General features: G+C 45.4%; 20 protein-coding genes, 8 tRNA genes and 1 rRNA gene. 5 read left to right on the top strand and 24 right to left on the bottom strand.

Annotation, left to right across the window (positions count from 1 at the left end; all coding sequences use genetic code 11):
• Positions 1-354: 354 nt before the first annotated feature.
• Positions 355-1,224 (bottom strand): nucleotidyltransferase-like protein, encoded by an 870-nt coding sequence (locus tag AC58QT_RS35840; RefSeq protein ID WP_497413107.1) that lies wholly within the window; start codon positions 1,222-1,224, stop codon positions 355-357.
• 125 nt (positions 1,225-1,349) lie between these two features.
• Here AC58QT_RS35840 and AC58QT_RS35835 point away from each other — a divergent pair, with 125 nt between their 5' ends.
• Entirely contained in the window at positions 1,350-1,754 is a 405-nt protein-coding gene (locus tag AC58QT_RS35835) for a DUF2614 family zinc ribbon-containing protein (protein WP_497413106.1), read from the top strand.
• A 63-nt stretch (positions 1,755-1,817) separates the two neighbouring features.
• Here AC58QT_RS35835 and AC58QT_RS35830 read toward each other — a convergent pair whose 3' ends face one another.
• The 9 genes from AC58QT_RS35830 to AC58QT_RS35790 all read right to left on the bottom strand — a co-directional run bounded on the left by AC58QT_RS35830 (position 1,818) and on the right by AC58QT_RS35790 (position 10,906).
• Positions 1,818-3,521: a glycosyl hydrolase family 18 protein gene (locus tag AC58QT_RS35830; protein WP_497413105.1), complete on the bottom strand. Its 1,704-nt coding sequence runs from the start codon at positions 3,519-3,521 to the stop codon at positions 1,818-1,820.
• Between the two features lie 125 nt (positions 3,522-3,646).
• Positions 3,647-4,081, bottom strand: coding sequence for a peroxide-responsive transcriptional repressor PerR (gene perR / locus AC58QT_RS35825; protein WP_497273175.1), 435 nt, complete (start codon positions 4,079-4,081; stop codon positions 3,647-3,649).
• A gap of 145 nt (positions 4,082-4,226) precedes the next feature.
• Positions 4,227-4,934, bottom strand: a complete 708-nt coding sequence (locus AC58QT_RS35820; RefSeq protein ID WP_310502914.1) for an MgtC/SapB family protein — start codon at positions 4,932-4,934, stop codon at positions 4,227-4,229.
• Between the two features lie 75 nt (positions 4,935-5,009).
• The gene (locus AC58QT_RS35815) at positions 5,010-5,552 is read right to left on the bottom strand and encodes a GNAT family N-acetyltransferase (RefSeq protein ID WP_497413104.1); all 543 of its coding nucleotides are present in this window, start codon (positions 5,550-5,552) and stop codon (positions 5,010-5,012) included.
• A 10-nt stretch (positions 5,553-5,562) separates the two neighbouring features.
• The gene (gene gatB, locus AC58QT_RS35810) at positions 5,563-7,011 is read right to left on the bottom strand and encodes an Asp-tRNA(Asn)/Glu-tRNA(Gln) amidotransferase subunit GatB (protein WP_497413103.1); all 1,449 of its coding nucleotides are present in this window, start codon (positions 7,009-7,011) and stop codon (positions 5,563-5,565) included.
• A gap of 24 nt (positions 7,012-7,035) precedes the next feature.
• Positions 7,036-8,493: an Asp-tRNA(Asn)/Glu-tRNA(Gln) amidotransferase subunit GatA gene (gene gatA, locus AC58QT_RS35805; protein ID WP_497413102.1), complete on the bottom strand. Its 1,458-nt coding sequence runs from the start codon at positions 8,491-8,493 to the stop codon at positions 7,036-7,038.
• 27 nt (positions 8,494-8,520) lie between these two features.
• Entirely contained in the window at positions 8,521-8,808 is a 288-nt protein-coding gene (gatC, locus tag AC58QT_RS35800) for an Asp-tRNA(Asn)/Glu-tRNA(Gln) amidotransferase subunit GatC (RefSeq protein ID WP_310502918.1), read from the bottom strand.
• Positions 8,809-8,946: 138 nt separating this feature from the next.
• Positions 8,947-10,266 (bottom strand): polysaccharide lyase family 7 protein, encoded by a 1,320-nt coding sequence (locus AC58QT_RS35795; RefSeq protein WP_497413101.1) that lies wholly within the window; start codon positions 10,264-10,266, stop codon positions 8,947-8,949.
• 259 nt (positions 10,267-10,525) lie between these two features.
• Complete coding sequence (locus tag AC58QT_RS35790) at positions 10,526-10,906, bottom strand: ATPase (RefSeq protein WP_310502920.1); 381 nt, start codon at positions 10,904-10,906, stop codon at positions 10,526-10,528.
• Between the two features lie 208 nt (positions 10,907-11,114).
• On the opposite strand from AC58QT_RS35790, the gene AC58QT_RS35785 reads away from it, so the two are divergent.
• Both AC58QT_RS35785 and AC58QT_RS35780 read left to right on the top strand, forming a co-directional pair.
• A complete protein-coding gene (locus AC58QT_RS35785) occupies positions 11,115-11,375 on the top strand; it encodes a DUF3817 domain-containing protein (protein ID WP_497413109.1) in 261 nt (86 codons plus the stop codon).
• A 93-nt stretch (positions 11,376-11,468) separates the two neighbouring features.
• The gene (locus AC58QT_RS35780; RefSeq protein ID WP_497413100.1) at positions 11,469-12,863 is read left to right on the top strand and encodes an MATE family efflux transporter; all 1,395 of its coding nucleotides are present in this window, start codon (positions 11,469-11,471) and stop codon (positions 12,861-12,863) included.
• A gap of 46 nt (positions 12,864-12,909) precedes the next feature.
• Here the strand turns inward: AC58QT_RS35780 and AC58QT_RS35775 are convergent, their stop codons facing one another.
• The 3 genes from AC58QT_RS35775 to AC58QT_RS35765 all read right to left on the bottom strand — a co-directional run bounded on the left by AC58QT_RS35775 (position 12,910) and on the right by AC58QT_RS35765 (position 15,372).
• On the bottom strand, positions 12,910-13,401 hold the full coding sequence (locus AC58QT_RS35775; protein WP_497413099.1) for a NanQ anomerase/TabA/YiaL family protein: 492 nt from the start codon (positions 13,399-13,401) through the stop codon (positions 12,910-12,912).
• A gap of 97 nt (positions 13,402-13,498) precedes the next feature.
• Positions 13,499-14,512, bottom strand: coding sequence for a zinc-binding alcohol dehydrogenase family protein (locus AC58QT_RS35770; RefSeq protein ID WP_497413098.1), 1,014 nt, complete (start codon positions 14,510-14,512; stop codon positions 13,499-13,501).
• Positions 14,513-14,541: 29 nt separating this feature from the next.
• Positions 14,542-15,372, bottom strand: coding sequence for an amidohydrolase family protein (locus AC58QT_RS35765; protein WP_497413097.1), 831 nt, complete (start codon positions 15,370-15,372; stop codon positions 14,542-14,544).
• A 147-nt stretch (positions 15,373-15,519) separates the two neighbouring features.
• Here AC58QT_RS35765 and AC58QT_RS35760 point away from each other — a divergent pair, with 147 nt between their 5' ends.
• Positions 15,520-16,389: an AraC family transcriptional regulator gene (locus AC58QT_RS35760; RefSeq protein WP_497413096.1), complete on the top strand. Its 870-nt coding sequence runs from the start codon at positions 15,520-15,522 to the stop codon at positions 16,387-16,389.
• Positions 16,390-16,398: 9 nt separating this feature from the next.
• Here the strand turns inward: AC58QT_RS35760 and AC58QT_RS35755 are convergent, their stop codons facing one another.
• Both AC58QT_RS35755 and AC58QT_RS35750 read right to left on the bottom strand, forming a co-directional pair.
• Positions 16,399-17,697, bottom strand: coding sequence for a (Fe-S)-binding protein (locus AC58QT_RS35755; RefSeq protein WP_497413108.1), 1,299 nt, complete (start codon positions 17,695-17,697; stop codon positions 16,399-16,401).
• Positions 17,698-17,728: 31 nt separating this feature from the next.
• Positions 17,729-19,144: an FAD-linked oxidase C-terminal domain-containing protein gene (locus AC58QT_RS35750; RefSeq protein WP_497413095.1), complete on the bottom strand. Its 1,416-nt coding sequence runs from the start codon at positions 19,142-19,144 to the stop codon at positions 17,729-17,731.
• A 158-nt stretch (positions 19,145-19,302) separates the two neighbouring features.
• Between AC58QT_RS35750 and AC58QT_RS35745 the strand changes: the two genes are divergently transcribed.
• Positions 19,303-20,013 (top strand): FadR/GntR family transcriptional regulator, encoded by a 711-nt coding sequence (locus AC58QT_RS35745; RefSeq protein ID WP_497413094.1) that lies wholly within the window; start codon positions 19,303-19,305, stop codon positions 20,011-20,013.
• A 52-nt stretch (positions 20,014-20,065) separates the two neighbouring features.
• On the opposite strand, the gene AC58QT_RS35740 is transcribed toward AC58QT_RS35745, so the two are convergent.
• From AC58QT_RS35740 to rrf, 9 genes are all read right to left on the bottom strand, one after another.
• Positions 20,066-20,144, bottom strand: a tRNA-Leu gene (locus AC58QT_RS35740).
• A gap of 6 nt (positions 20,145-20,150) precedes the next feature.
• Positions 20,151-20,230 (bottom strand) — tRNA-Leu (locus AC58QT_RS35735).
• A gap of 63 nt (positions 20,231-20,293) precedes the next feature.
• A tRNA-His gene (locus tag AC58QT_RS35730) sits at positions 20,294-20,366 on the bottom strand.
• Between the two features lie 34 nt (positions 20,367-20,400).
• Positions 20,401-20,476 (bottom strand) — tRNA-Thr (locus AC58QT_RS35725).
• Between the two features lie 16 nt (positions 20,477-20,492).
• Positions 20,493-20,568, bottom strand: a tRNA-Phe gene (locus tag AC58QT_RS35720).
• Positions 20,569-20,599: 31 nt separating this feature from the next.
• Positions 20,600-20,676: transfer RNA gene (locus tag AC58QT_RS35715), tRNA-Asp, on the bottom strand.
• Between the two features lie 15 nt (positions 20,677-20,691).
• Positions 20,692-20,767 (bottom strand) — tRNA-Val (locus tag AC58QT_RS35710).
• A gap of 5 nt (positions 20,768-20,772) precedes the next feature.
• Positions 20,773-20,847: transfer RNA gene (locus tag AC58QT_RS35705), tRNA-Glu, on the bottom strand.
• A 48-nt stretch (positions 20,848-20,895) separates the two neighbouring features.
• Positions 20,896-21,005 (bottom strand): 5S ribosomal RNA (gene rrf, locus AC58QT_RS35700); the annotation flags it as partial.

Raw genomic sequence — 21,005 nt, 5'->3', positions numbered from 1 at the left:
GATGACTTGCTCATTTGAAGCTAGCGAGATTTTGCAATCTCTTTTATAGTCGATTACTCGACTGTGCTTACTCACTCGTTGTTCAGTTTTCAAAGATCAATTTCTTTCGTTTTTTTCGTCATCCGTTTCAGCGGCGACTTTTATAATGTATCACATTCGAACCACTCAATGCAAGCTTTTTTTATTTTTCTTTTTTCACAACTTCGCTTGACATGATATTACTTGTTGGCTTTAATGCGTTACCGTTTTTAGCGGCGAGAGTTAATTTATCATAGAATCACATTCAAAGTCAAGCATTTAAATAGGAATAAAAAAAGAACCAGGAAAACACCTGATTCTAAAAGGATTTGTGCCTTATACACTTGTATACCTCAGCTCAATTTCGGAAGTCTGCTCATCAATGATGACAGCTACTTCTTTAATTAAACCTTTTTTGACTAGTTTATTGAGTAACAAAGGAAGCTCTGACTTTATTTCAACTAATTGCGTATGATGTTGGAGTTCATCTGAGCTAAGCGGCTGCTCACTATCCCTGAGGATTTGAATAAACGCCTCGCAACACCGTTCCATTTTGGACATAACCGAAAACTCACAAGCAAGCAAGACAAGCTGAACCCGCTGCTTCAACGTCTCTTTACTCATTGTTAGTTCTTCATATAGCTTATAGACACCTGGATTGATGGCTCGAATTTGTCTCCAAACCGTGATTTCAGGATGATAACCATCTTCTACAATGACAATCCTCGCCCAGTGATGAAGCGCCTCTAGAATGTTGTTATACGCATCTAGGATATGTTCGTCGAGAACGTATTCCTTACTTTGCAAATATTTGCGCAGGAAATGTGAAAATTCAATAAGCAGTTTATGCTCACGCAAGTCCCCAGGAAACTCCAGTATTCGATGGCGCAGGCCTTCTAAATAAGTGTTCTGATCCAGAAGTATCTCCCCTTTTAACAACCAGTGAAGAATATTGCGATTAACACCATGCCGAATCCATTGCTCTATAGAAGTTTGATCGGTCCATCTTTCTTGTATCCTGGAATCGTCTCTTATATAATTAGTCGTATGATTGTTCAGTCTCAGGTCGTTCGTTACAATTAAAAGTAACGTATCAAAACCATCTGTCAGTGAGGGAAGTTGCTTAGGATTGTCTACCGCCATGACGCTAATGATTCTAGGGTCATTCCGGAACTTAAGCAATAACTGCTCCTTATTAATTCCCATGGGTGTCCAAAGCTCCTGTCTCCATTTGTTTCTTTCTTATTTCTACAAGGGGGAACGGGTTTCCTGCTGATTTCTGTGACAATTCATACAAAACATGAGGTAAAAGGATTGGGGAGGAACAACAAGTGCGATTTAGATCAAGTAAAGTAAATGAATTCCGCTTATGGGGACTAGTCATGACCATGGGTGGGATGCTGCTTATGATTATAGGACTCGCGGGAGTCGTATTCGATTGGGGACAAGCTGGCCGCGTAATTGCCGTCATCTTCATGATTATCGGTATGATTAGTGTGTTAGTGAGCATGGGCATTTACTTCTGGGCCGGAATGCTTTCTACATCAGCTACCGTTATAGATTGCCCAGAATGCGGCAGACGAACGAAAATGCTGGGCAAGACGGATCGCTGCATGTTCTGCAAAACGATTCTTTCAATTGATCCACAATATGAACCGGTTGGTGAAAACGAAACGGCAGCTGCACAATCAACGCACTTTGAGCCAAGTCGTGAGCACGAGCACAAGCCCCACTAAGTAAGAAAGCCGAACCCAGTGATGGATTCGGCTTTTTTTAAATATAAAATAAGTGCTCTTACTTTATGGAGCCTTTGGTAACGCATCCTTCATGACTTGCCACATGGCAGGTCGCTCAAAACCTCTTCGCCAAGTGGCTATACCCGCTAGATCATACTTTTCCACTAAAGCTAATCTGGCTTTAATTGAAACTTCATCTTCTAACCAAATGCGAACTAGTTTATTTCCCTCTTTATATTCTACATAATTCTGACCAGTATCGGCTAAATAAGTTGGTGTAAGCTTCTTATCTTTGATAATCGTTTGTGCAGCTTCCATCGTCAGTGTCTTGGAGGTCGTCGTAAACTTGCCATTCTTCGTCTCTTCTGTCCATTGTCGCGTATAGAATGGTACGCCTAGGACAAGCTTAGATGGCGGTATTTTATCCGTTGTCAAAAGGGCTGTAATAGATCTCTCTACCCATGGTAAGGAAGAGACCGACCCTGACTTCGGACTCGTAGCCCAGTACTCGTCATAGGCCATTACCATCATGTAATCGACGACTTGGGCCAAGGCTGGTCTATCGTAAAACATGGACCACATCTCATTGGTCGATTTGGGTGTGACATCAATGGACACCGATAACCCTTGTTCATGCATAAATGGCGTCATCTCACGAACAAATTGGACTAGGTTTTCTTTATCTTTGAGATACACATTTTCAAAATCGATATTAATGCCTTGCAGGTTATACGTCTGGGCATAGCCAAGCAACTGCTTAATTATCTTCATGCGTAGATCATAGCTTGCTAATACCTTATTCGTCCGATCTGCATCGAAACCATTACTAAACAACGCCCATACCTGATAGTTGTTATCGTGGGCCCATTTTACATACGAAGCATCTGCTAAGTTGCTGACTCGTCCCTCGTTATCTGCTACAGAAAACCAAGTTGGACTAATAACTTGCAGCCCAGGCATTTCACCGATCTTGGATGTATCCGGATTCTTCGAAATGACATGTTCCCAAGTCATATTAAGTTTGCCGGTAATTGGCTTCCATGGCACATAAGTAGACGATGACTTCTCTTGAATAGGGATTGTTTCCACATGATCTTCTGTGATTTCACTCTTACGAACGAAGCCAATCGGACCACTTTCTAACTGCACTTTGTACCAATCTTCTTCGTTTCCGATCAGCATTACCTGTTCATTCAAAGCGATGGTCGAGACAATTGGCGCTTTTATTGTAGCTTCCGTCCGTAATTGAGCCTCTTTCTTCCCTGTGTGCTTCCCCCACTTGATGACATCGCCTTGTTTAAATAACAAGATGGCTCCTGATTTCGTTGATTCGCGAATTTCGAATGGATACAACTGCTTCAAAGGTTCGATTGGTAAGTAAATCGCATCTTCTTTCTTTTCTACAGGAAAGGATAATGAGAATGGTTTCTCATTCATCATAGCTGAAAGCTCTGTCGTCTTCATCCGTATCACTTTATCTTTGGTAGTTATAATGACAGATTCACTACTCTTCTCATATATAATGGTTGGATCGATCCATTGTTGAACGAGATCTAGAGGAAGCTTGAGGCCTTCCTTTTCTCCAATTGCGCTCGATTTATAGTAATTGCCTTGATAAAATATCGGTTTCGTCAGATCATGAAAATCTGGCTCAACATGTAAACGATTAGGTGCTAGCTGTTGTACCAAAAATGCACCAGCGCCAGCCGTGAACATTCCCAAACATAATGCACTAATCAGTATTACTTTTTTGGATGATTTCAACACTTCACTTCCTCTTATGCAATTGTTTTGAGCTAATAAAGAAAAAACGTGTCCGCTCTTCGCAAAGAAGGGCTGAACACGTTTCATTATACAACAGGAAAGCACAAAATGAGGAATTCTGCGTTTAGTTAATGCTTGGTAGTAACCGTACAATCCGGACATACGCCATAGACTTCCAGTCGGTAACCGCCAACTTGAAAACCAGTATGCAACGCTGCTGTAGTCTCAATGTCTGACAGTGGAGGGTATTCAAAATCAGAAATTTTCCCGCAAACCTCACAAACCGCATGATAATGATCGGTCATATCAGCATCAAAACGACTTGAGCTGTCCCCGTAAGTTAACTCCCGAACAAGTCCCGATTCGATAAATACTTTAAGATTATTGTAAACAGTCGCTACGCTCATGTTAGGAAATTTCGATTCTAGAGATTTGTAAATATCATCCGCTGTCGGATGAGTCATAGAGTCTAACAAAAAGGAAAGAATCGCATACCGCTGGGGCGTCATCCGAACACCTGTTGTTTTTAACTTTGCTAAAGCCTGTTCTAAATGTGCAGCCATGGTACTCACCACCTGAATTAGTCATTAAAACCTTACATTTTATTGTACGTGTGTTCTTCGACTTTTGTCAATGATGGTTATACGAATCATAGCCCCATGTTTATATATTTTTTCAAGAATCAAAACGAACAGTTGACTTCCCCCATCAATTTTTACTATTTTCGATCGCCACGCCGGTGACTCCCTCAATTTGATTGGTTTCTTCAAGAACTTGGGTGATCACTGATGTCTTTGGAATAGTCACATGGAACGTAATTTGAACGTGGTTTGGCCTACTTCCATCTTCTGACTCTTGAAGCTTGATCTGCTTAATATCAATCTTACGCTTACCCAGAATCGTTGTAATTAACCCTAATGTCCCCGGTTGATCAATTGCTTGTATTTTAATAATACGTACTTTTTTCCCATTGAAATACTTATGCTCTACTTTGTTTAGAATCCATAATGAGATTAAAACCATAAAACATACTAAAACAGCCGCATAATAAAAACCCGCTCCAATAGCAAGACCGATCCCGGCCACTACCCATAGCGAAGCAGCTGTCGTAAGGCCCGTAATGGATCGTCCATTAAACATAATCGTTCCCGCGCCAAGAAAACCAATTCCACTTATGACCTGTGCCGCTAAACGGGAGGGATCAATACGCACATTGACTTCATTCACAAAAGCACTAAATCCGTACATAGAAAGCAGCATGACCAGAGCCGAGCCAACACACACCAAAATGTGCGTACGCAGTCCTGCCGCATGAGAACTAACTTCACGTTCAAACCCAATTAATCCGCCAAGTAAAAGTGCTAAAACCAATCTAATCGTCAAATGCAATTGATCAATAACCCAAGGATTCTCCATTTTGTAAACGCTCCCTTTTTTGTTTATACGAATACTCTGCATCAAGGAGAAGTTGTTCAATACTGATTTAGGCCTCTAGAGGCCCGTAGCAGCTCGCTCGAATGTCGTCAGACTAACACCAGGTGGTACAGTGAAAACACGCCTAACGATGAAATCATGCGCCTCATATAGCCGAATCGCGGGCAAATTCGCAGACCCTGTAGATACGATAAAGCGCATTGCGCCCTCTCTCTCTTGTTCTATCAGTATATGCTGTAAAAGGGAGCTAGCGATTCCCTTGCGAAAAAAAGTAGGATGAACCATCATTCGGCAAATCGTCACAATACAACCATCACGTTCAAATGAGATGGCGCCTGCAAGTGTCTGCTTTTCATGATCATCAACAAAGTAGCCATAGAAGGTTTCCTTCACTTCGCGTATCGACTGAATGCCATCTTTTAATGGAGGAATATCATCAAAGCCGATCAGTTCAGCCTCCACCCGGTAGGACGCGAGTTGAAGTGCAAGTAAGGTTAAGATTTCTTCATTCGTTTGCAAGTGCAGACGTTGGATGGACAGCGGAATCACTCCTACAGTTAAATTGAAAAAAAGTGGTGCCCTAACTACGAGGAGCACCACTTCTACAATATCATTTACTGTTCAAGCACTCCACAATTAATTTATTGACGAGCCCTGGATTAGCTTTACCTTTGGTTTCTTTCATGACTTGGCCGACCAAGAAGCCTACGGCTTTTTCCTTACCAGCTTTGAAATCTGCAACGGATTGCGGACTGTTCTCTACGACTTGCTCAACAACTGCTTTAATTGCTCCTTCGTCACTGATTTGAACGAGACCTTGCTCTTCAACAATCTTCTGCGGCTCCTTGCCGGTTTCGATCATTTCTTTGAACACGGTTTTGGCAATTTTGTTGGAAATCGTGCCTTTCTCGATTAACCCGATCATCTCGCCTAATCCTTTGCCTGTAACTTTGGCATCGGTAAATTCAAGGGAGTTCGCATTCAGATAACCTAGTAAGTCACCCATAATCCAATTTGACACAGCCTTAGCGTCTTGGGTATATTGCAAGCTTTCTTCGAAGAAATCTGCCATTTGCATAGAAGCTGTGATAACCGCTGCGTCATAGCTTGGTAAGCCATATTCAGTGCTGTATCTTGCTTTACGTGCATCTGGCAATTCAGGAATAGAAGCTTGTACGCGAGCTTTCCAAGCCTCATCGATATGCAGGCTAACCAGATCTGGGTCTGGGAAATAACGATAATCATGCGCATCTTCTTTGCCACGCATCGCAAGCGTCTTACCTTGCGTTTCATCCCAGCGGCGGGTTTCTTGAATCACTTCTTCCCCGCTTCTGAGAATCTCCGCTTGGCGATACTCTTCATACTCAAGTCCACGCTGAACGCCACGGAAGGAGTTCATGTTCTTAAGCTCGGCGCGAATACCGAATTTCTCTTGACCGAATGGACGGATTGAAATGTTCGCGTCACAACGGAGCGAGCCTTCCTCCATTTTCACATCGGACACATCGCAATAGATCATAATCGCTCTGATCTTCTCCAGGTAAGCACGAGCCTCCTCTGGTGAGCGCAGATCCGGTTCGGATACGATTTCGATTAGAGGCGTTCCTGCTCGGTTAAGATCGACAAGTGAGGCGTAGCCGCCATCAACATGTGTTAGCTTCCCTGCATCTTCTTCCAAATGCACACGCGTGACGCCGATACGTTTGGTAACTCCGCCAACTTCAATATCTACCCAGCCATGCTCGCCGATCGGTTTATCGTATTGCGAAGTTTGATAAGCATCCGGTGAATCTGGATAAAAGTAATTTTTACGATCAAATTTACTGTCCGTTGCAATTGTGCAATTGAGAGCCATTGCCGCTTTCATCGCATACTCAACCGCTTGACGGTTAAGCACTGGCAATACGCCCGGGTGCCCTAAACATACCGGGCATGTATTCGTATTCGGAGGTGCTCCGAATGAGGTTGCACAACTGCAAAATATTTTGGAAGCGGTATGAAGCTCTACGTGAACTTCAAGACCGACTACAGTTTCAAATTGGGTATCTGTTGCCGACAAAGTGAATGCCTCCTTCTTATTAACTTACAATTGCGGGCGCTGCTTGTGGTGGTCTGTATGCTGTTCGAAAGCGTGGGCTACACGCAAAACGGTAGCTTCATCCAATGCTTTGCCGATAATTTGCAAGCCAACCGGAAGTTCATTCACGAATCCACATGGTACGCTAATCGCAGGAATCCCTGCCAAGCTGACTGGAATCGTCATGATATCATTCAAATACATCGTTAACGGGTCGCTGCTTTGCTCGCCAATGCGGAAAGCTGTCGTTGGAGCCGTTGGCCCGATGATAATGTCATAGTTGTTAAACACTTGATCGAAGTCTTGCTTGATCAGTGTACGAACTTGCTGAGCTTTCAGGTAATACGCATCATAGTAGCCTGAGCTTAGTGCGTAAGTACCTAGCATGATGCGGCGTTTAACCTCAGGACCGAAGCCTTCGCTGCGAGACAGATTGTACAAATCCAACAGATTGCGTGCATTGTCTGAACGAACCCCATAACGGATACCGTCAAAACGTGCCAAGTTGGAGGACGCCTCGGAGGAAGCCAATAAGTAATAAGTTGCTACAGCATACTCGGAATGTGGAAGTGTTACTTCTTCCCATACAGCGCCGAGACCTTCCAGTACTTTGAGTGCTTCGAGAATTTTCTCTTTAACAGCAGGGTCAATTCCCTTGCCCATGTATTCTTTTGGAACACCGATGCGCAGACCTTTGACATCACCGGTCAATGCGCTGAGGTAGTTCGGGATCTCCACATTCGCCGAAGTGGAGTCTTTCGGGTCGTAGCCTGCGATAGCTTGCATCGCATACGCAGCGTCTTCTACGTTCTTCGTTAACGGCCCGATTTGGTCAAGGGAGGACGCGAACGCGACCAAACCATATCGGGACACGAGCCCGTACGTCGGCTTCAGACCGACGATACCGCAGTAAGCTGCCGGTTGGCGAATCGAGCCGCCGGTGTCGGAGCCCAGCGCGAAGTACACTTCGCCTGCTGCGACTGCTGCTGCGGAGCCACCGCTGGAGCCGCCCGGCACATAATCCGTGTTCCACGGATTGTGGGTTGGGTGGAACGCGGAGTTCTCGTTTGAGCCGCCCATGGCAAACTCGTCCATGTTGAGCTTGCCGATGGTGATCGCTTGCGCATCCTTCAGCTTGCTAACGACCGTTGCATCATAAATCGGAATATGATTGGATAGGAATTTGCTGGCACAAGTCGTCTTCAAACCTTCGGTCACCATGTTATCTTTGATACCGATCGGTAAGCCGAATAAATCGCCGCGAGTTGCACCGCTGAGCAGCTGCTCGTCCAGCTTAGCAGCCGTCTGTCTAGCATTCTCTTCATCTAATGTAAGGAAAGCACGAACTTTACTCTCCACTTGTCCAATTCTTGTATACGATTGATCCACGAGATCCGCTACCTTAATTTCTTTGCTTTGCAGCTTCGCATGGATTTGTTGTAGGTTTAATTCAAACAAAGACAACGACAGGCACTCCCTTTCATCTCTAACTTATTCTAAAACAGCAGGTACCTTGAACTGCCCATCTTCATGATCTGGTGCGTTCAGCATGACTTTTTCAATTGGCAAAGACGGCTTCACAACATCTTCACGCATGACGTTGACTAACGGCATCGCATGACTGGTTGGCACAACACCCTCTGTATTCAATTGATTGAGTTGCTCGGCATATTTTAAAATGGCATTAAGCTGATCTGTAAATAGATCTTTTTCGGTATCATTGAGATCGAGTCTAGCCAGCTTAGCGACATGATCGACATCTTTCTTCGTAATACTCATGTATTCTACACCCCTTGTTTCAGCGTTTAGTCATTCTTTTCATTATATCCCAAGTATTTTGCGAACTCAATCCAGAATAAGGAACCAATGCAAAAAGGACTTAGCCATGACGCTAAGTCCTCTCTCATACCAATCAACTTATTGATGTGTAACCGAGTACGCATATACCCAATTCTCGGCGTAAGCACTCGGGCTTTCGCCAGGAGCTGTAGAATCATTGGATTGCGTGTAATTGCCAATTTTGAAGAAACAGCCCGTCGTGTCTTTCGTCTGCGTATAAGGTACGGTTTGCCCATTATATTCATAGTGAATGACACCATTGGCTACAATGATTTTAACCGTGAACAGCGTCCCTAATGTGTAGTTGCTATCGAGTAAATAACCATGTGAGTTATTCCCATCGGTGATGTAAATTTTTGCAGTCGTCGAAACACCGCCAGGGTTATTGCCTTCTACACGAAATACGGTTACATCATCATCGCCGTCATGGATTTGACCAACCACCGTATGTGGCTTAATTGAGGTCAAATGAGTGACCTTTTGCTTAATAAACATCGTGTGTGTCTTCCCATCATTGGTCCCCCATGACGCTTGATCCGCTGTCGTTCCATCGGTGTAGTTGTCTTTCATTTCACGCAATTCGCTTCTCGGATTGTTCGATCCTGACGTTGTGACAGCCCCGTGGTTGGCACGGAATTGTACGGCATCGCCATCTGCATCATGAACAACCTTAAACCAAGGATCGATCGCGTACGTATCCAAAGCGGGTTGCTTCACTTCAAGCGGACTTGTCGAGCCAGATTGTTTAGGAATGGGCAGCGTGATTTTCCAATTTTTCAAATAAAGGATGTCTGAAGGGAGAGATGGATTGGCCGGTGGTGTCGGTGATGGCGTTGGTGAAGGACTAGCTGTAGGCGAAGGCGATGGGGAAGCACTTGCTGTAGGAGTCGGGCTAGGCGTTGAACTTGTTCCGCTATCCAGAGTGAAGTCATCAAAGCGGACATCGCTGGAAGTCGTTGCTCTTGTAAAAATTACGGCAGAAGTGTTACTAGCTCCAGTCGTGAAAGTAACTGTAAACTGCGTCCAAGTGGTGGCATTGCCCCCTGCGGATACTTCTGCTGCGCCATAATTGTTGGCTCCGATGATGCCTTTGCCGAGTACCCACGCCTTCAATGTGTACGTGGTATTCGCAGTTAAGCCGTTGATAGTCTGACTATATCCTCCGCCTAGCGCAGTAGATTTGGCTGACTTTCCTCCTGTATGTGAATCACTAGTTGAAATCGCAGCGGAACCGACCTTTGTCCAGCCTGTTGCATCGCTCTCAAAGCTTGGATTCGTAATCGAAATCGGGGCAGCCTGCACAGACGTTATTCCTGTGAGAATGAAACTAGAGCTTACCAACATAGAAAGGATGGCAACGGAGTGAATCGGCTTCCAGTTTTTCAATTGCAATTTCATATGATACGCCTCCTAGTATTGAATCGTTTTTCAAATGATTCCTGTAAGGCAAAAACTGCTAAGCAAAATACTATTTAGTTTAAGAAAACCTCCTCTTATGCATAATTTTGTAAGCGCTTTACAAAATTAGTATAGTTAAAATTCACCTTTTTCTGTTATCGTTTTCTTTAGGTTCACTTGTGTTATTACAAGTATTGGAAAGCCTTCTACAGAAATAAGAAAAAGGCGAAGCAGGTTTCGACCTGATCCGCCTTTTATTTTAAATCCAGGCCTTCAGCCCGATTTGTTTGATAAATTCTTCGCGGGACTGAACTTCTTTGTCCCTTTCTTTCTCTGGTTCAATCCCGGACTCGCCGTTCATGACTCTCCGAAACAGGGCTTCATTGTTCGTAGCGAGTGCGTAATCTATTAAAGCTTCTCTCTCGACTTGCTCCGCCTCTTGCTGAAGAAGCACCTCTTCCAGTTCGATGTCGCTTGCAGTCACATAGTAATGCTTGTTTTCCTTAGGAGCACGCACGACATAATCGAAAATGTTATCATTATTTCGGTCATACGCAATTAAATAGCCATATCCGCCAATAGGCAGATTCTGTTCTAAACGATCAGCAATGAAGATAATTTTCTCGCCAAGACGAAGCATCTGCTTTCCCCCTACTTATCTATTACGCTCCAAAGAGTCTATGAATTTATGAATTGATTCTATTGCCTATCGTACTAAAAAAACTAGATTGTGTCCAATTGACACCTGTTGTTCATATTGGATTCATATTTCTATCATAGGATAAGGGTACTTTCATACATAAAAGGAGTTGCTTACTGTGTTACAACATCAACATGCTTTGCCATTTATGCGCTATGTCGGCTGGGCGGAGGGTTCCTCTTTTCTCCTTCTACTAGGCATCGCCATGCCACTTAAATACGCATTCGATCTGCCGCAGGCTGTATTTGTCGTAGGGGTTGCTCATGGATTCCTATTTTCACTGTATCTGCTATCCATTGCATGGGTCACACTTGTGCATCGTTGGTCCTTCGTGCGGGTACTTGCAGCCTTCATTGCCGCGTTCATACCTTTCGGCCCCTTCTTATTCGATCGTTGGATCCGACGCTAGAATCCATCCTGCATAAAATTTCAGTAAGAGGCATGAAACTGTTATAGTTGTGAGAAAACTATGCCACCCAACAAATGAATTATGGAGGATATCATGCCAGAGCAAGCATCATCTCAAAAAGCTCGTCCCTCATTGACCGAGGGCCCCATTACGAAGACATTGATTTTGTTTTCATTGCCGATCCTATTAGGAAATGTTCTACAATCTCTGAACGGATCCATCAACACGATTTGGATCGGTAAATATTTAGGTGAAGTTGCCCTTGCTGCTACATCCAATGCGAACATTATCATGTTCTTCTTGATCAGCTCCATCTTTGGCATCGCCATGGCTGCTGTCATTCTAATCGGCCAAAATCTCGGTGCTAAGAACGTGCAAGAGGCCAAAAAAGTAGTCGGAACAAGTACCGTCTTTTTTCTCGTGTTATCCATCATCGTCGCTTTATTGGGATGGATATTCTCTTCCACAATCCTAGATTGGATGAACACCCCGCATGACGTCAAGGAGTTTGCCGTGACGTATACGCGAATTATGTTCGCAGGTGTTCCTTTTATGTTTGGCTATAATTTGATAATGGCCATATTACGCGGCTCAGGGGATGCCAAAACCCCATTCTACTTCTTGCTTTTATCCGCCGTCCTCGACGTCGCACTTAACCCTTTGCTCATTCAAGGAATGGGGCCATTCCCGAAAATGGGTATTGCAGGTTCTGCCGTAGCCACTTTTATCGCACAACTGATCAGCTTCGTGCTTCTCATTGCTTACTTGTATAAGAAGAAGTACTTTCTTCGTATTACCAAAGAGGATATCCCCTTGCTTCGAATTAATTGGACCATTATTCGGACATTGATCCAAAAAGGGCTGCCGATGGGGTTAAATATGGTTGTGGTTTCCTTAAGCAACCTGATGCTCGTGCACCTCGTGAATGCTTATGGTTCGGAATCCACTGCTGCTTTTGGTGTGGCGATGCAAATATCGAGCTATGTCCAAATGCCCGCTATGGCAATCGGTGGAGCTGTGACCTCGATGGCCGCGCAAAACATTGGTGCTGGGAAGTGGGATCGCGTCAACCGCATCACTTGGACAGGTGTCGGGGTTAATATCTTGATGACAGGATTGATAGTAGCGGTGCTCCACCTGTTCAATCGTGAAGTCGTCTCGTTCTTCCTGCCACCAGAAGGGAAAGCGATCGATATTGGCGTTCATATTAACAATATTACGCTATGGTCGTTCATTATTTTCGGCATCTTCAATGTCGTTGCTGGCGTAGTCCGTTCAGCGGGATCCGTGGTATTCCCTCTCATCGTTGCCTTCATTGCCTTGCTGCTCGTTCGCATCCCGCTTGCCACAGTGCTTTCCCACAAGTATGGTTTCGATGTGATTTGGTGGAGCTTTCCCGTTAGCTTCAGCGTCGCTGCAACCTTAAACTTGCTTTATTACCGCTTTGGGAAGTGGAGACAAGCTAAAATGATGGCAAGCAAAGCCTAAACAAAAAGTCTGCCTAGCCAAGAAGTTGGCTGAGCAGACTTTTTTGTTACAAATGCAGCAGATCTTTATGTACTTTAACCACAATTTTCTTATTCGTCGTTGGTTCCGTAATGAGGCAATTTGGCCGATGAATATCGGACGGGAAGCACACCGCAAACATACCCGGTTTGAGCAAAATATCCGTTTCATTCTCATTCGAATTCGACGCGTAGAGAGTGAAATCATGTGTCTCAAATTTGCTATCTGTGATTTGAGCTCCCTCATGCAGCTTATAGAAACAAAGACGTTCCTCTCCGCTCACCAAAAACTGAATATCCGTATAAACAAGATGAGACTCCGGTGACTGCTCTTCCTTAGGACGTGTCACAACTTCTTGCACGTTGGCATACATCAGATGGCCATTATCGCCTTCCAAATCGTACCGACCTACCTCTAGCTCTCCTAATTTCCGATTTAAAATGTAGTCAATACCTCGCGCTATGGCTGCAGGCCATAAATGCCGCTCTTGCTCAAAATGCTTCACATCGCTAATAATCATCGTCATTCGCTCCTTTTAAAAAGACCCGCCCCTACGGGCGAGTCATCTCTCTCATCTTTTCGATTCTATCACCTTATAAGGTGCTGTAGCAATATGTTTACAAACAGACCATTGCCTTAATGACCTTCGATTCCGGTTTGAGCCACGTCTCAAATTGATCCACCATGCCCTCGAAGGAGGACCTATGTGTGATATAACGATCGATGTCGATGCTGCCCGACAGTAAGGCGCTGCGTACCGTATCAAAATCCGCTATGGTCGCATTCCGGCTGCCCATTAACGTGAGTTCCTTCTTATGAAAATCGGGATCATGAAAGGCTATATCGGCCTTTACTAGTCCGACGTATACTAGCTTGCCGCCATGAGCGACGAGACCGAATGCATCCGTCATGGATCTAGCATTCCCTGTTGCGTCGAACACGACGGTTGGAAATTCACCATTCGTTATCTCAGCCAGCTTCTCCTTCGGAAGTTCGAGCGCATTCACCGTATGATTAACGCCTGCCCATTCCCGGCAATACGCTAGTCGCTCCTCATTAATATCCATGGCAATTACGTTAGCGCCAAGTTGCTTCGCCAATATCATAACCCCAAGACCTATGGGACCGGCTCCGATTACCAATGCGGTTTCCCCCGCACGAAGCTCCGATCTTCGCACGGCATGAGCACCGATACTAAGCGGCTCTAGCATCGCAGCTTGATCAAGCGTGAGTCCGTCTGCTTTTATCAAATGACTCACAGGGAGTGATATACGCTCTACCATCCCCCCATCGATATGAACTCCGAGTACTTTCATGTCTGTGCAGCAGTTTGTCTTGCCATTTCGACAGGCTACACATCGCCCACAATGCAGGTAAGGAATGACACTAACGAGATCACCAACGGCTACTTCCGTAACATCCTCACCGATCTCCTCCACATATCCGGCCAATTCATGGCCCAGAATACGCGGATAGCTGAAAAAGGGCTGATTTCCTCTATAAGCATGCAAATCTGTCCCGCATATGCCTATTCTCTTTATACGAACAAGTGTTTGACCGCGACCTATGGCTGGTTCATCTACTTCGACATACTTCAACTGCCCAATTTGTTCACAGATGATCGCTTTCATTGTTGTCACCCTCCCGCATGTGCGATATTTCAAATTCGGTAGAACGCCTTTGCGTTCAGACCAAATAATCGTGCCTTATCTTCTTCCGACCAGCTATCTGGCAAGGATTGCATCACCACTCCGACAACGTCTTCATAGTCTGCCGCGAGGAGACAAACGGGCCAGTCACTTCCGAACATCACACGTTCCGTTCCGAAAATGTCCAAGATGTGCTGAATATACGCAGTAAAATCTTCTGCCTTCCAATCTGTATGGCTAGCTTCAGTCACCATGCCTGACACCTTGCAATAGATGTTGGGGTGCTTCGCAATCGCCGACATTTGGCTTTTCCATGGTTCCAGGCTACCACTGGCAATCGCTGGCTTGGCAATATGATCAATCACCGCATGTAAACCAGGAACGAGATCTAACAGTTCAATGACAGGCTCTAATTGATGAGCGACGACAAGTAGATCGATTGGAACTCTTTCCTGAGCAAAATAACGCAAGGCCTCTACAAAATGCGGCTGAAGGATAACCCTGGCATCCGGAAATTCTTGAATCATAACCCTAAAACCAACGTACTTAGGATGCTGACGGTTTTTTTTATAATGAAGAAGATAGTCGGGATCGTCCAAATCAAGCCAACCAACCACCCCGGCGATTGAATCTGATCTTTCACTTAAGGTAAGTAAATACGCCGTTTCTTCTAAGGTTGCCGCTGCTTGAACGACAATGGTCTTATCTATGCTGAATTGTTGCAGATGTGGGAGCAGATCATCCGGTAAGTAATCACGATTCAAAACAGGCAACGCTGGCGAAATCCATCCATAGTCCCCTCGATCGATTTTCCAATAGTGTTGATGTGCATCGATACGCATGGCAATTCTCCTTTTCTTTCACTAAAATGGTATCGCTTTCTTCTATATTGTATCACTATCATTACGATATGAAATATCGATATCTAGCATAACTATACGGTTTTTTGATATCATTGAACTACCTTTGATACAAAAGGAGTTGCTCTCATGGATCCTATTCGTAAAATTTTCGATATGAAGGACGCCTTCTCCCTGTCTTTTGCCTATAAAAACACAAAAAGCTCGCAAAGCGAGCTTCCTGATCATTTCCACGAGTGGTATGAAATTGTATATGTGTATCGCGGGAGCGGTACGTTCTTTATTGATCACACCTTTTACGACATGAAGCAAGGTGACTTGTTCCTCATTCCCGGCAACACGATTCATCGGTCAACCCCTGATAAAGAAGCACCTGTGACGTCCACTGCGATCTACTTCTCACCTAACATTATCCAGGAACCTCAGTTCGGCGATCATTTCTCGTATTTGCATAGCTTTGAGCAAGCCGCGACAACTCGCAATTACAAATTGGAAACGCGGTTATCACAGAGTCAGCACGTGGATCATCTCCTAGAGTCCATACACCAAGAGTTTCAACACGCTGGCCCAGGTCACCGCCAAGCCATTCTCCTGCAACTGCTTCAATTACTGCTGTTCATTCAACGTAATGTCAAAGCAGATGCCCGAACGCTGACTGCCGATGCCCTAGTTGGCCCCTTATGGATGAGAGAGATCTTACTTTATATTGATCAACATTTCTGTGAAGACATCGGACTCCAAACGCTATCCAAGCAAGCTTCCGTTACGCCAGCTCATTTCAGCAGAGTTTTTAAACAATTAATCGGTATGAATATAACCACTTATCTCATGACCAAACGCATCATCCGTGCAAAACAGCTTCTTCAGGAAAGTGATGCCAATGTTAGTACAATTGCTGAATGGTGCGGATTCGAAAGCTTACCCCATTTTCACGCGATGTTTAAAAGAGTACTTGGCATGACGCCTGCGGCTTCTCGAAAATCATTGCGTTCCCTCTAAAAGAGGAAGTTAAGCCTCTTGCTTCACCAATCGGTCATATAAAAAGTCTGCGATATGAACAGCTTCCATCTTGCCGGTCTGCCCATGCTTATCAATACCCAGTTTCATTTGTAGTAAGCAGCCTGGATTACTTGTAACCACATAGGATGCTGTCGTCGCATTCACATTTTCCATCTTGTGTTCCAGGATTTGATTCGCCATGTCAGGCTGCGTCATGTTATAAATGCCTGCTGAGCCACAGCATGAGCCAGAATCCTTCATTTCGACATAAGCGGTATTACTGATTCTTTGCAGCAATTGCTTAGTTGGCTGACTGCCCTTCATCACGTTGCGTAGATGGCAAGATTCTTGGTACGTAACCCGTGTTGGTGCTTGGTTAGCTTGGTCAGCAAAACGAAGAGGACGACCTTTTTCCACTAAAATTGAGCTAATGTCCTTCACGCGCTTTGCAAACCAAATGGCATCTTCCTTCCACTCTTCCTCGTCATGTAGCAGATGATCGTACTCCACAAGAATCGCTCCACAGCCTCCAGCATTCGAAACAATGTAATCGACTCCTGCTTCTTGGAAAGCACGAATATTCTTTTTGGCCAGTTGCTTCGCTTGATCACTTTCCCCACTATGTGCATGAAGAGCTCCACAGCAGTTCTGTGACTCAGGAATGACAACATCGAAACCAGCTTCGGTCAAAAGTTTCACCGTACTAATATTCGTTTCAGTGAATAACACGTCCATCAAGCATCCGCGGAACATCCCTACGGTACCAAGCTTCTTGCCTTTTGCCGGGATAAAAGTACCAAGCCGCTCAACAATTCCTTTACCTGAAGCGTCTGGAAGTATTTTCTCCATAGTAGCCATATGCTTGGAGAATAGACCAACTACTCCCGTTTTTCTCACTAGCTTTTGGACACCTGACATTTTATAAAAATGAAGCCCTGTCCCGAGCAGCTGCATCCTCCGTTGGGATGGGAATAGCTCTTGGAAGACGATTTTGCGCACACCACGAATCCACCATCTATGCTGGGTCGTGTGCACTTCAATGGCATCGCGCGCCTGTTCAATTAATTGACCATATTTCACATCAGCTGGGCAAGCAGGCTCACACGCACGGCAACCCAAGCAATGATTCATTTGATCTTCGAAACGAATCCCTGGTTCCATTACGCCATCTACGGCTGCTTTCATCAGAGAGATACGCCCACGTGGTGATTCGGCTTCGATCCCGGTTTCTTTAAACGTCGGACAAGCTGGTAGGCAGAACCCACAACGCATGCAATTGGTCAATTGGTCATAGTCCAATTTCTGCATTAACGTTTGCTGAAGTGTTGCTCCTTGGCTGCTAGACACGATCAATCACCACCCTGCGTCTAGATTCTTTTGCAAACATTTTGCCCGGATTCAATATATGGTTCGGATCGAACGCATCCTTAATCCCCTTCATCATCGCAATCCCGGCGCTTCCTACTTTCCATTCCAGGAATGGCGCTTTCACTAATCCAACCCCGTGTTCACCAGTAATCGTGCCACCTAACTGTATCGCGGCCTCAAAAATCTCTTCAAATGCCGCTTCCACACGATGAACCTCGTCATGATCTCTTGCGTCTGTCGTCGCAGTTGGGTGTAGGTTGCCGTCACCCGCATGTCCGAAAGTACAAATTTGAACATTATACTTCGTCGCAATCCGGTTGATCTCCAATACCATTTCCGCGATCTTGGAGCGAGGTACTGTGGCATCCTCTAATATTGTCGTTGGACGTAGGCGAGCAAGAGCGGTAAACGCACTGCGTCTTGCTGTTAAAAGCTTCAGCGCTTCCTCTTGTGTGCTCGCAATACTGACTTCGTCCGCTTGCTCTTCTCTGCAAATCTCTGAGATGAGCGCGATATCCCGTTCTACCATTTCAGGCTCGCCATCTTGTTCAATTAGCAAAATAGCATCCATATCCAAGGGAAGACCAAGCTTCGCGAAATCATCAACAACACGAATCGTTGGATTATCCATGAACTCCAAAGTCGCGGGGATAATACGGTTTTCGATGATTTTGGAAACGGTGCGTGCTGCGGCGTTTAAGTCTTTGTACATCGCCAGCATCGTTTTCTTCGCCTTAGGGGGCGGAATGAGCTTGAGCGTTGCTTCTGTGATAACGGCAAGCGTGCCCTCGGAGCCGACAAGCAGCTTCGTCAAATCATAGCCTGCAACGTCTTTCATGAGCTTGCCGCCGGTACGCATGATTTCACCTGAAGCGAGGACACATTCGAGTCCGATCACGTAATCTTTCGTTGTGCCATATTTCAAACCACGAAGACCGCCTGAACACTCCGCAATATTGCCACCAATCGTCGAAATCGCCATAGAACTTGGATCTGGTGGATAAAATAAACCCAATCCCTCAATATGCTCGATGAATTGCTTCGTAATGATCCCCGGTTGTACTGTGGCTGTCAGATTCTGTAGATCGATATCTAGGATCGCATTCATGCGATGCATAACCATGACGATTCCACCTTGTACAGGTACCGTACCTCCGCACAAATTCGTACCTGATCCCCTGCTAATCAATGGAATACGATGCTCATTCAGCACTTTCATAATCGCAGAAACCTGAGCAGTATCTTTTGGATAAATCACGCCGTCAGGCAATGACTGAAGCATTGGCGTCCCGTCATAGGAATGGGTTACTAGTGATTCCATATCATCTTTGTAAAAGGCTTCGCCTACGATACCCATCAATTGTTGTCTAATTGAATTCCCCAACATTTAGAATCCTCCCTTAAAACACGTTAACTTACTTTAGCTCAATTCATCATTTTTTAAACGTTTATAAGTGATCATGTGATCAGATGACTTTTATTCTATTTTAGCTTATGATGTAATAGATGTATAGAACTTTATCTAAGAAATTCAGGGGGATACCGATGGTTTTTCAGCAAATCCGTCCTCAAAAGGGTTCGGAAATCGTGCTTCAACATATTAAAGCTCAAATTGAAGGGGGCACTTATGCTCCTGGGTCCAAGCTGCCCACGGTTGTAGATCTTGCAGCAAGCTTTCAAGTAGGGCGGTCTACCATTCGGGAGGCTCTCAGTGGACTTAAAGCCATGGGTTGGGTTGATATTCGACACGGAGGCGGGACTTATGTAGTTGCCCAGTTACCGACAGAGACGAATAATGGCCTGTTTGACCACAGCGAATCGCTTCAGGAAGTGCAGGAAGTGCGTAGATTTATTGAAGCTGGGTGTGCCACGTTAGCAGCAAGTCGACGTACGGATCATCATTTGTCCGTACTCAGAGAGATCCTTCTTGAGATGGAAGCTTCACTCGAAAATGAAGAATTAAGCGAACAAGCGGATATTCGCTTTCATATGACCATCGCCAAAGCTTCCCAGAATGCCCTTTTTATTGGGATGATGGAATCGTTGACGGAGCGGCTGCAACAAAGCATGAGGGCCTCGCGCCGTCTTTGGTTCTTTGCCGAACGCGCTTCCGCTGAGCAGCTTCTGCAAGAACATCGCGACATCGTAGAAGCAATTGCCCTGCAGAATGAGCAGCTTGCCGCAGAGCGCATGTCGCAGCATATCGCGAAGGTTGATCAGGTCATTCAACAGTTGGCTTCAAAAACTGATCGCTAGAATAACAAAAAAAGCCTTACTGAGTAAGGCTTTTCCTGTTTAAAGCTTGTGATACCGGCAAGAGGACTCGAACCTCCACGGTTTCCCACTCGATTTTGAGTCGAGCGCGTCTGCCATTCCGCCATGCCGGCATATAATGCGCGTAGAGGGACTTGAACCCCCACGGTCACCCGCTAGATCCTAAGTCTAGTGCGTCTGCCAATTCCGCCATACGCGCATGTTGTCAATCAGGCAAGTGATGAAGTTGCTAGCCTTGCGGCTGACTTCACTGAAAATAATGGGCGGACGACGGGACTTGAACCCGCGAATGCCGGATCCACAAACCGGTGCGTTAACCCCTTCGCCACGACCGCCACATAAGTACTTCTTATTCTACCATAATACATATGGTGCCGTCGAGAGGACTTGAACCCCCAACCTACTGATTACAAGTCAGTTGCTCTACCAGTTGAGCTACAACGGCTTATTCAGTTGAAAAATGGTGGCTTTGGACGGAATCGAACCGCCGACACGAGGATTTTCAGTCCTCTGCTCTACCGACTGAGCTACAAAGCCAGGTAAGGATGATATACTTTTTGAAGAAAAATGGCGGAGCTGACGGGATTCGAACCCGCGGTCTCCTGCGTGACAGGCAGGCATGTTAGGCCACTACACCACAGCTCCATGCAAATTTATATATGGTGAACGATGACGGGATCGAACCGCCGACCCCTACCCTGTCAAGGTAGTGCTCTCCCAGCTGAGCTAATCGTTCATATATGGTGACCCGTAGGGGACTCGAACCCCTGTTACCTCCGTGAAAGGGAGGTGTCTTAACCACTTGACCAACGGGCCTTACTCCATGCCAGAGGTCTGGCAAAAAAAATACCCCAAAGGGTAACTGCTTGGCAACGTTCTACTCTCCCAGAACCCTGCGGTTCAAGTACCATCGACGCTGGAAGGCTTAACGGTCGTGTTCGAGATGGGAACGCGTGGGTCCCTTCCGCCATCAT

The sequence above is a fragment of the Paenibacillus sp. J31R109 genome, from assembly GCF_059692055.1.
Note: the sequence above shows the minus strand (reverse complement) of the source record. Positions and strands in the feature narration are given on the sequence as shown.

Bases quoted from the DNA above. Each gene is read 5' to 3' on its own strand.
- AC58QT_RS35770 (WP_497413098.1), bottom strand. From the start codon at position 14,512: ATGAAAGCGATCATCTGTGAACAAATTGGGCAGTTGAAGTATGTCGAA.
- AC58QT_RS35790 (WP_310502920.1), bottom strand. From the start codon at position 10,906: ATGCTTCGTCTTGGCGAGAAAATTATCTTCATTGCTGATCGTTTAGAA.
- AC58QT_RS35750 (WP_497413095.1), bottom strand. From the start codon at position 19,144: ATGTTGGGGAATTCAATTAGACAACAATTGATGGGTATCGTAGGCGAA.
- AC58QT_RS35765 (WP_497413097.1), bottom strand. From the start codon at position 15,372: ATGCGTATCGATGCACATCAACACTATTGGAAAATCGATCGAGGGGAC.
- AC58QT_RS35755 (WP_497413108.1), bottom strand. From the start codon at position 17,697: ATGCAGAAATTGGACTATGACCAATTGACCAATTGCATGCGTTGTGGG.
- AC58QT_RS35780 (WP_497413100.1), top strand. From the start codon at position 11,469: ATGCCAGAGCAAGCATCATCTCAAAAAGCTCGTCCCTCATTGACCGAG.
- AC58QT_RS35785 (WP_497413109.1), top strand. From the start codon at position 11,115: ATGCGCTATGTCGGCTGGGCGGAGGGTTCCTCTTTTCTCCTTCTACTA.
- gatC (WP_310502918.1), bottom strand. From the start codon at position 8,808: ATGAGTATTACGAAGAAAGATGTCGATCATGTCGCTAAGCTGGCTAGA.
- AC58QT_RS35760 (WP_497413096.1), top strand. From the start codon at position 15,520: ATGGATCCTATTCGTAAAATTTTCGATATGAAGGACGCCTTCTCCCTG.
- perR (WP_497273175.1), bottom strand. From the start codon at position 4,081: ATGGCTGCACATTTAGAACAGGCTTTAGCAAAGTTAAAAACAACAGGT.
- AC58QT_RS35745 (WP_497413094.1), top strand. From the start codon at position 19,303: ATGGTTTTTCAGCAAATCCGTCCTCAAAAGGGTTCGGAAATCGTGCTT.
- AC58QT_RS35795 (WP_497413101.1), bottom strand. From the start codon at position 10,266: ATGAAATTGCAATTGAAAAACTGGAAGCCGATTCACTCCGTTGCCATC.
- AC58QT_RS35840 (WP_497413107.1), bottom strand. From the start codon at position 1,224: ATGGGAATTAATAAGGAGCAGTTATTGCTTAAGTTCCGGAATGACCCT.
- AC58QT_RS35820 (WP_310502914.1), bottom strand. From the start codon at position 4,934: ATGGAGAATCCTTGGGTTATTGATCAATTGCATTTGACGATTAGATTG.
- AC58QT_RS35775 (WP_497413099.1), bottom strand. From the start codon at position 13,401: ATGATTATTAGCGATGTGAAGCATTTTGAGCAAGAGCGGCATTTATGG.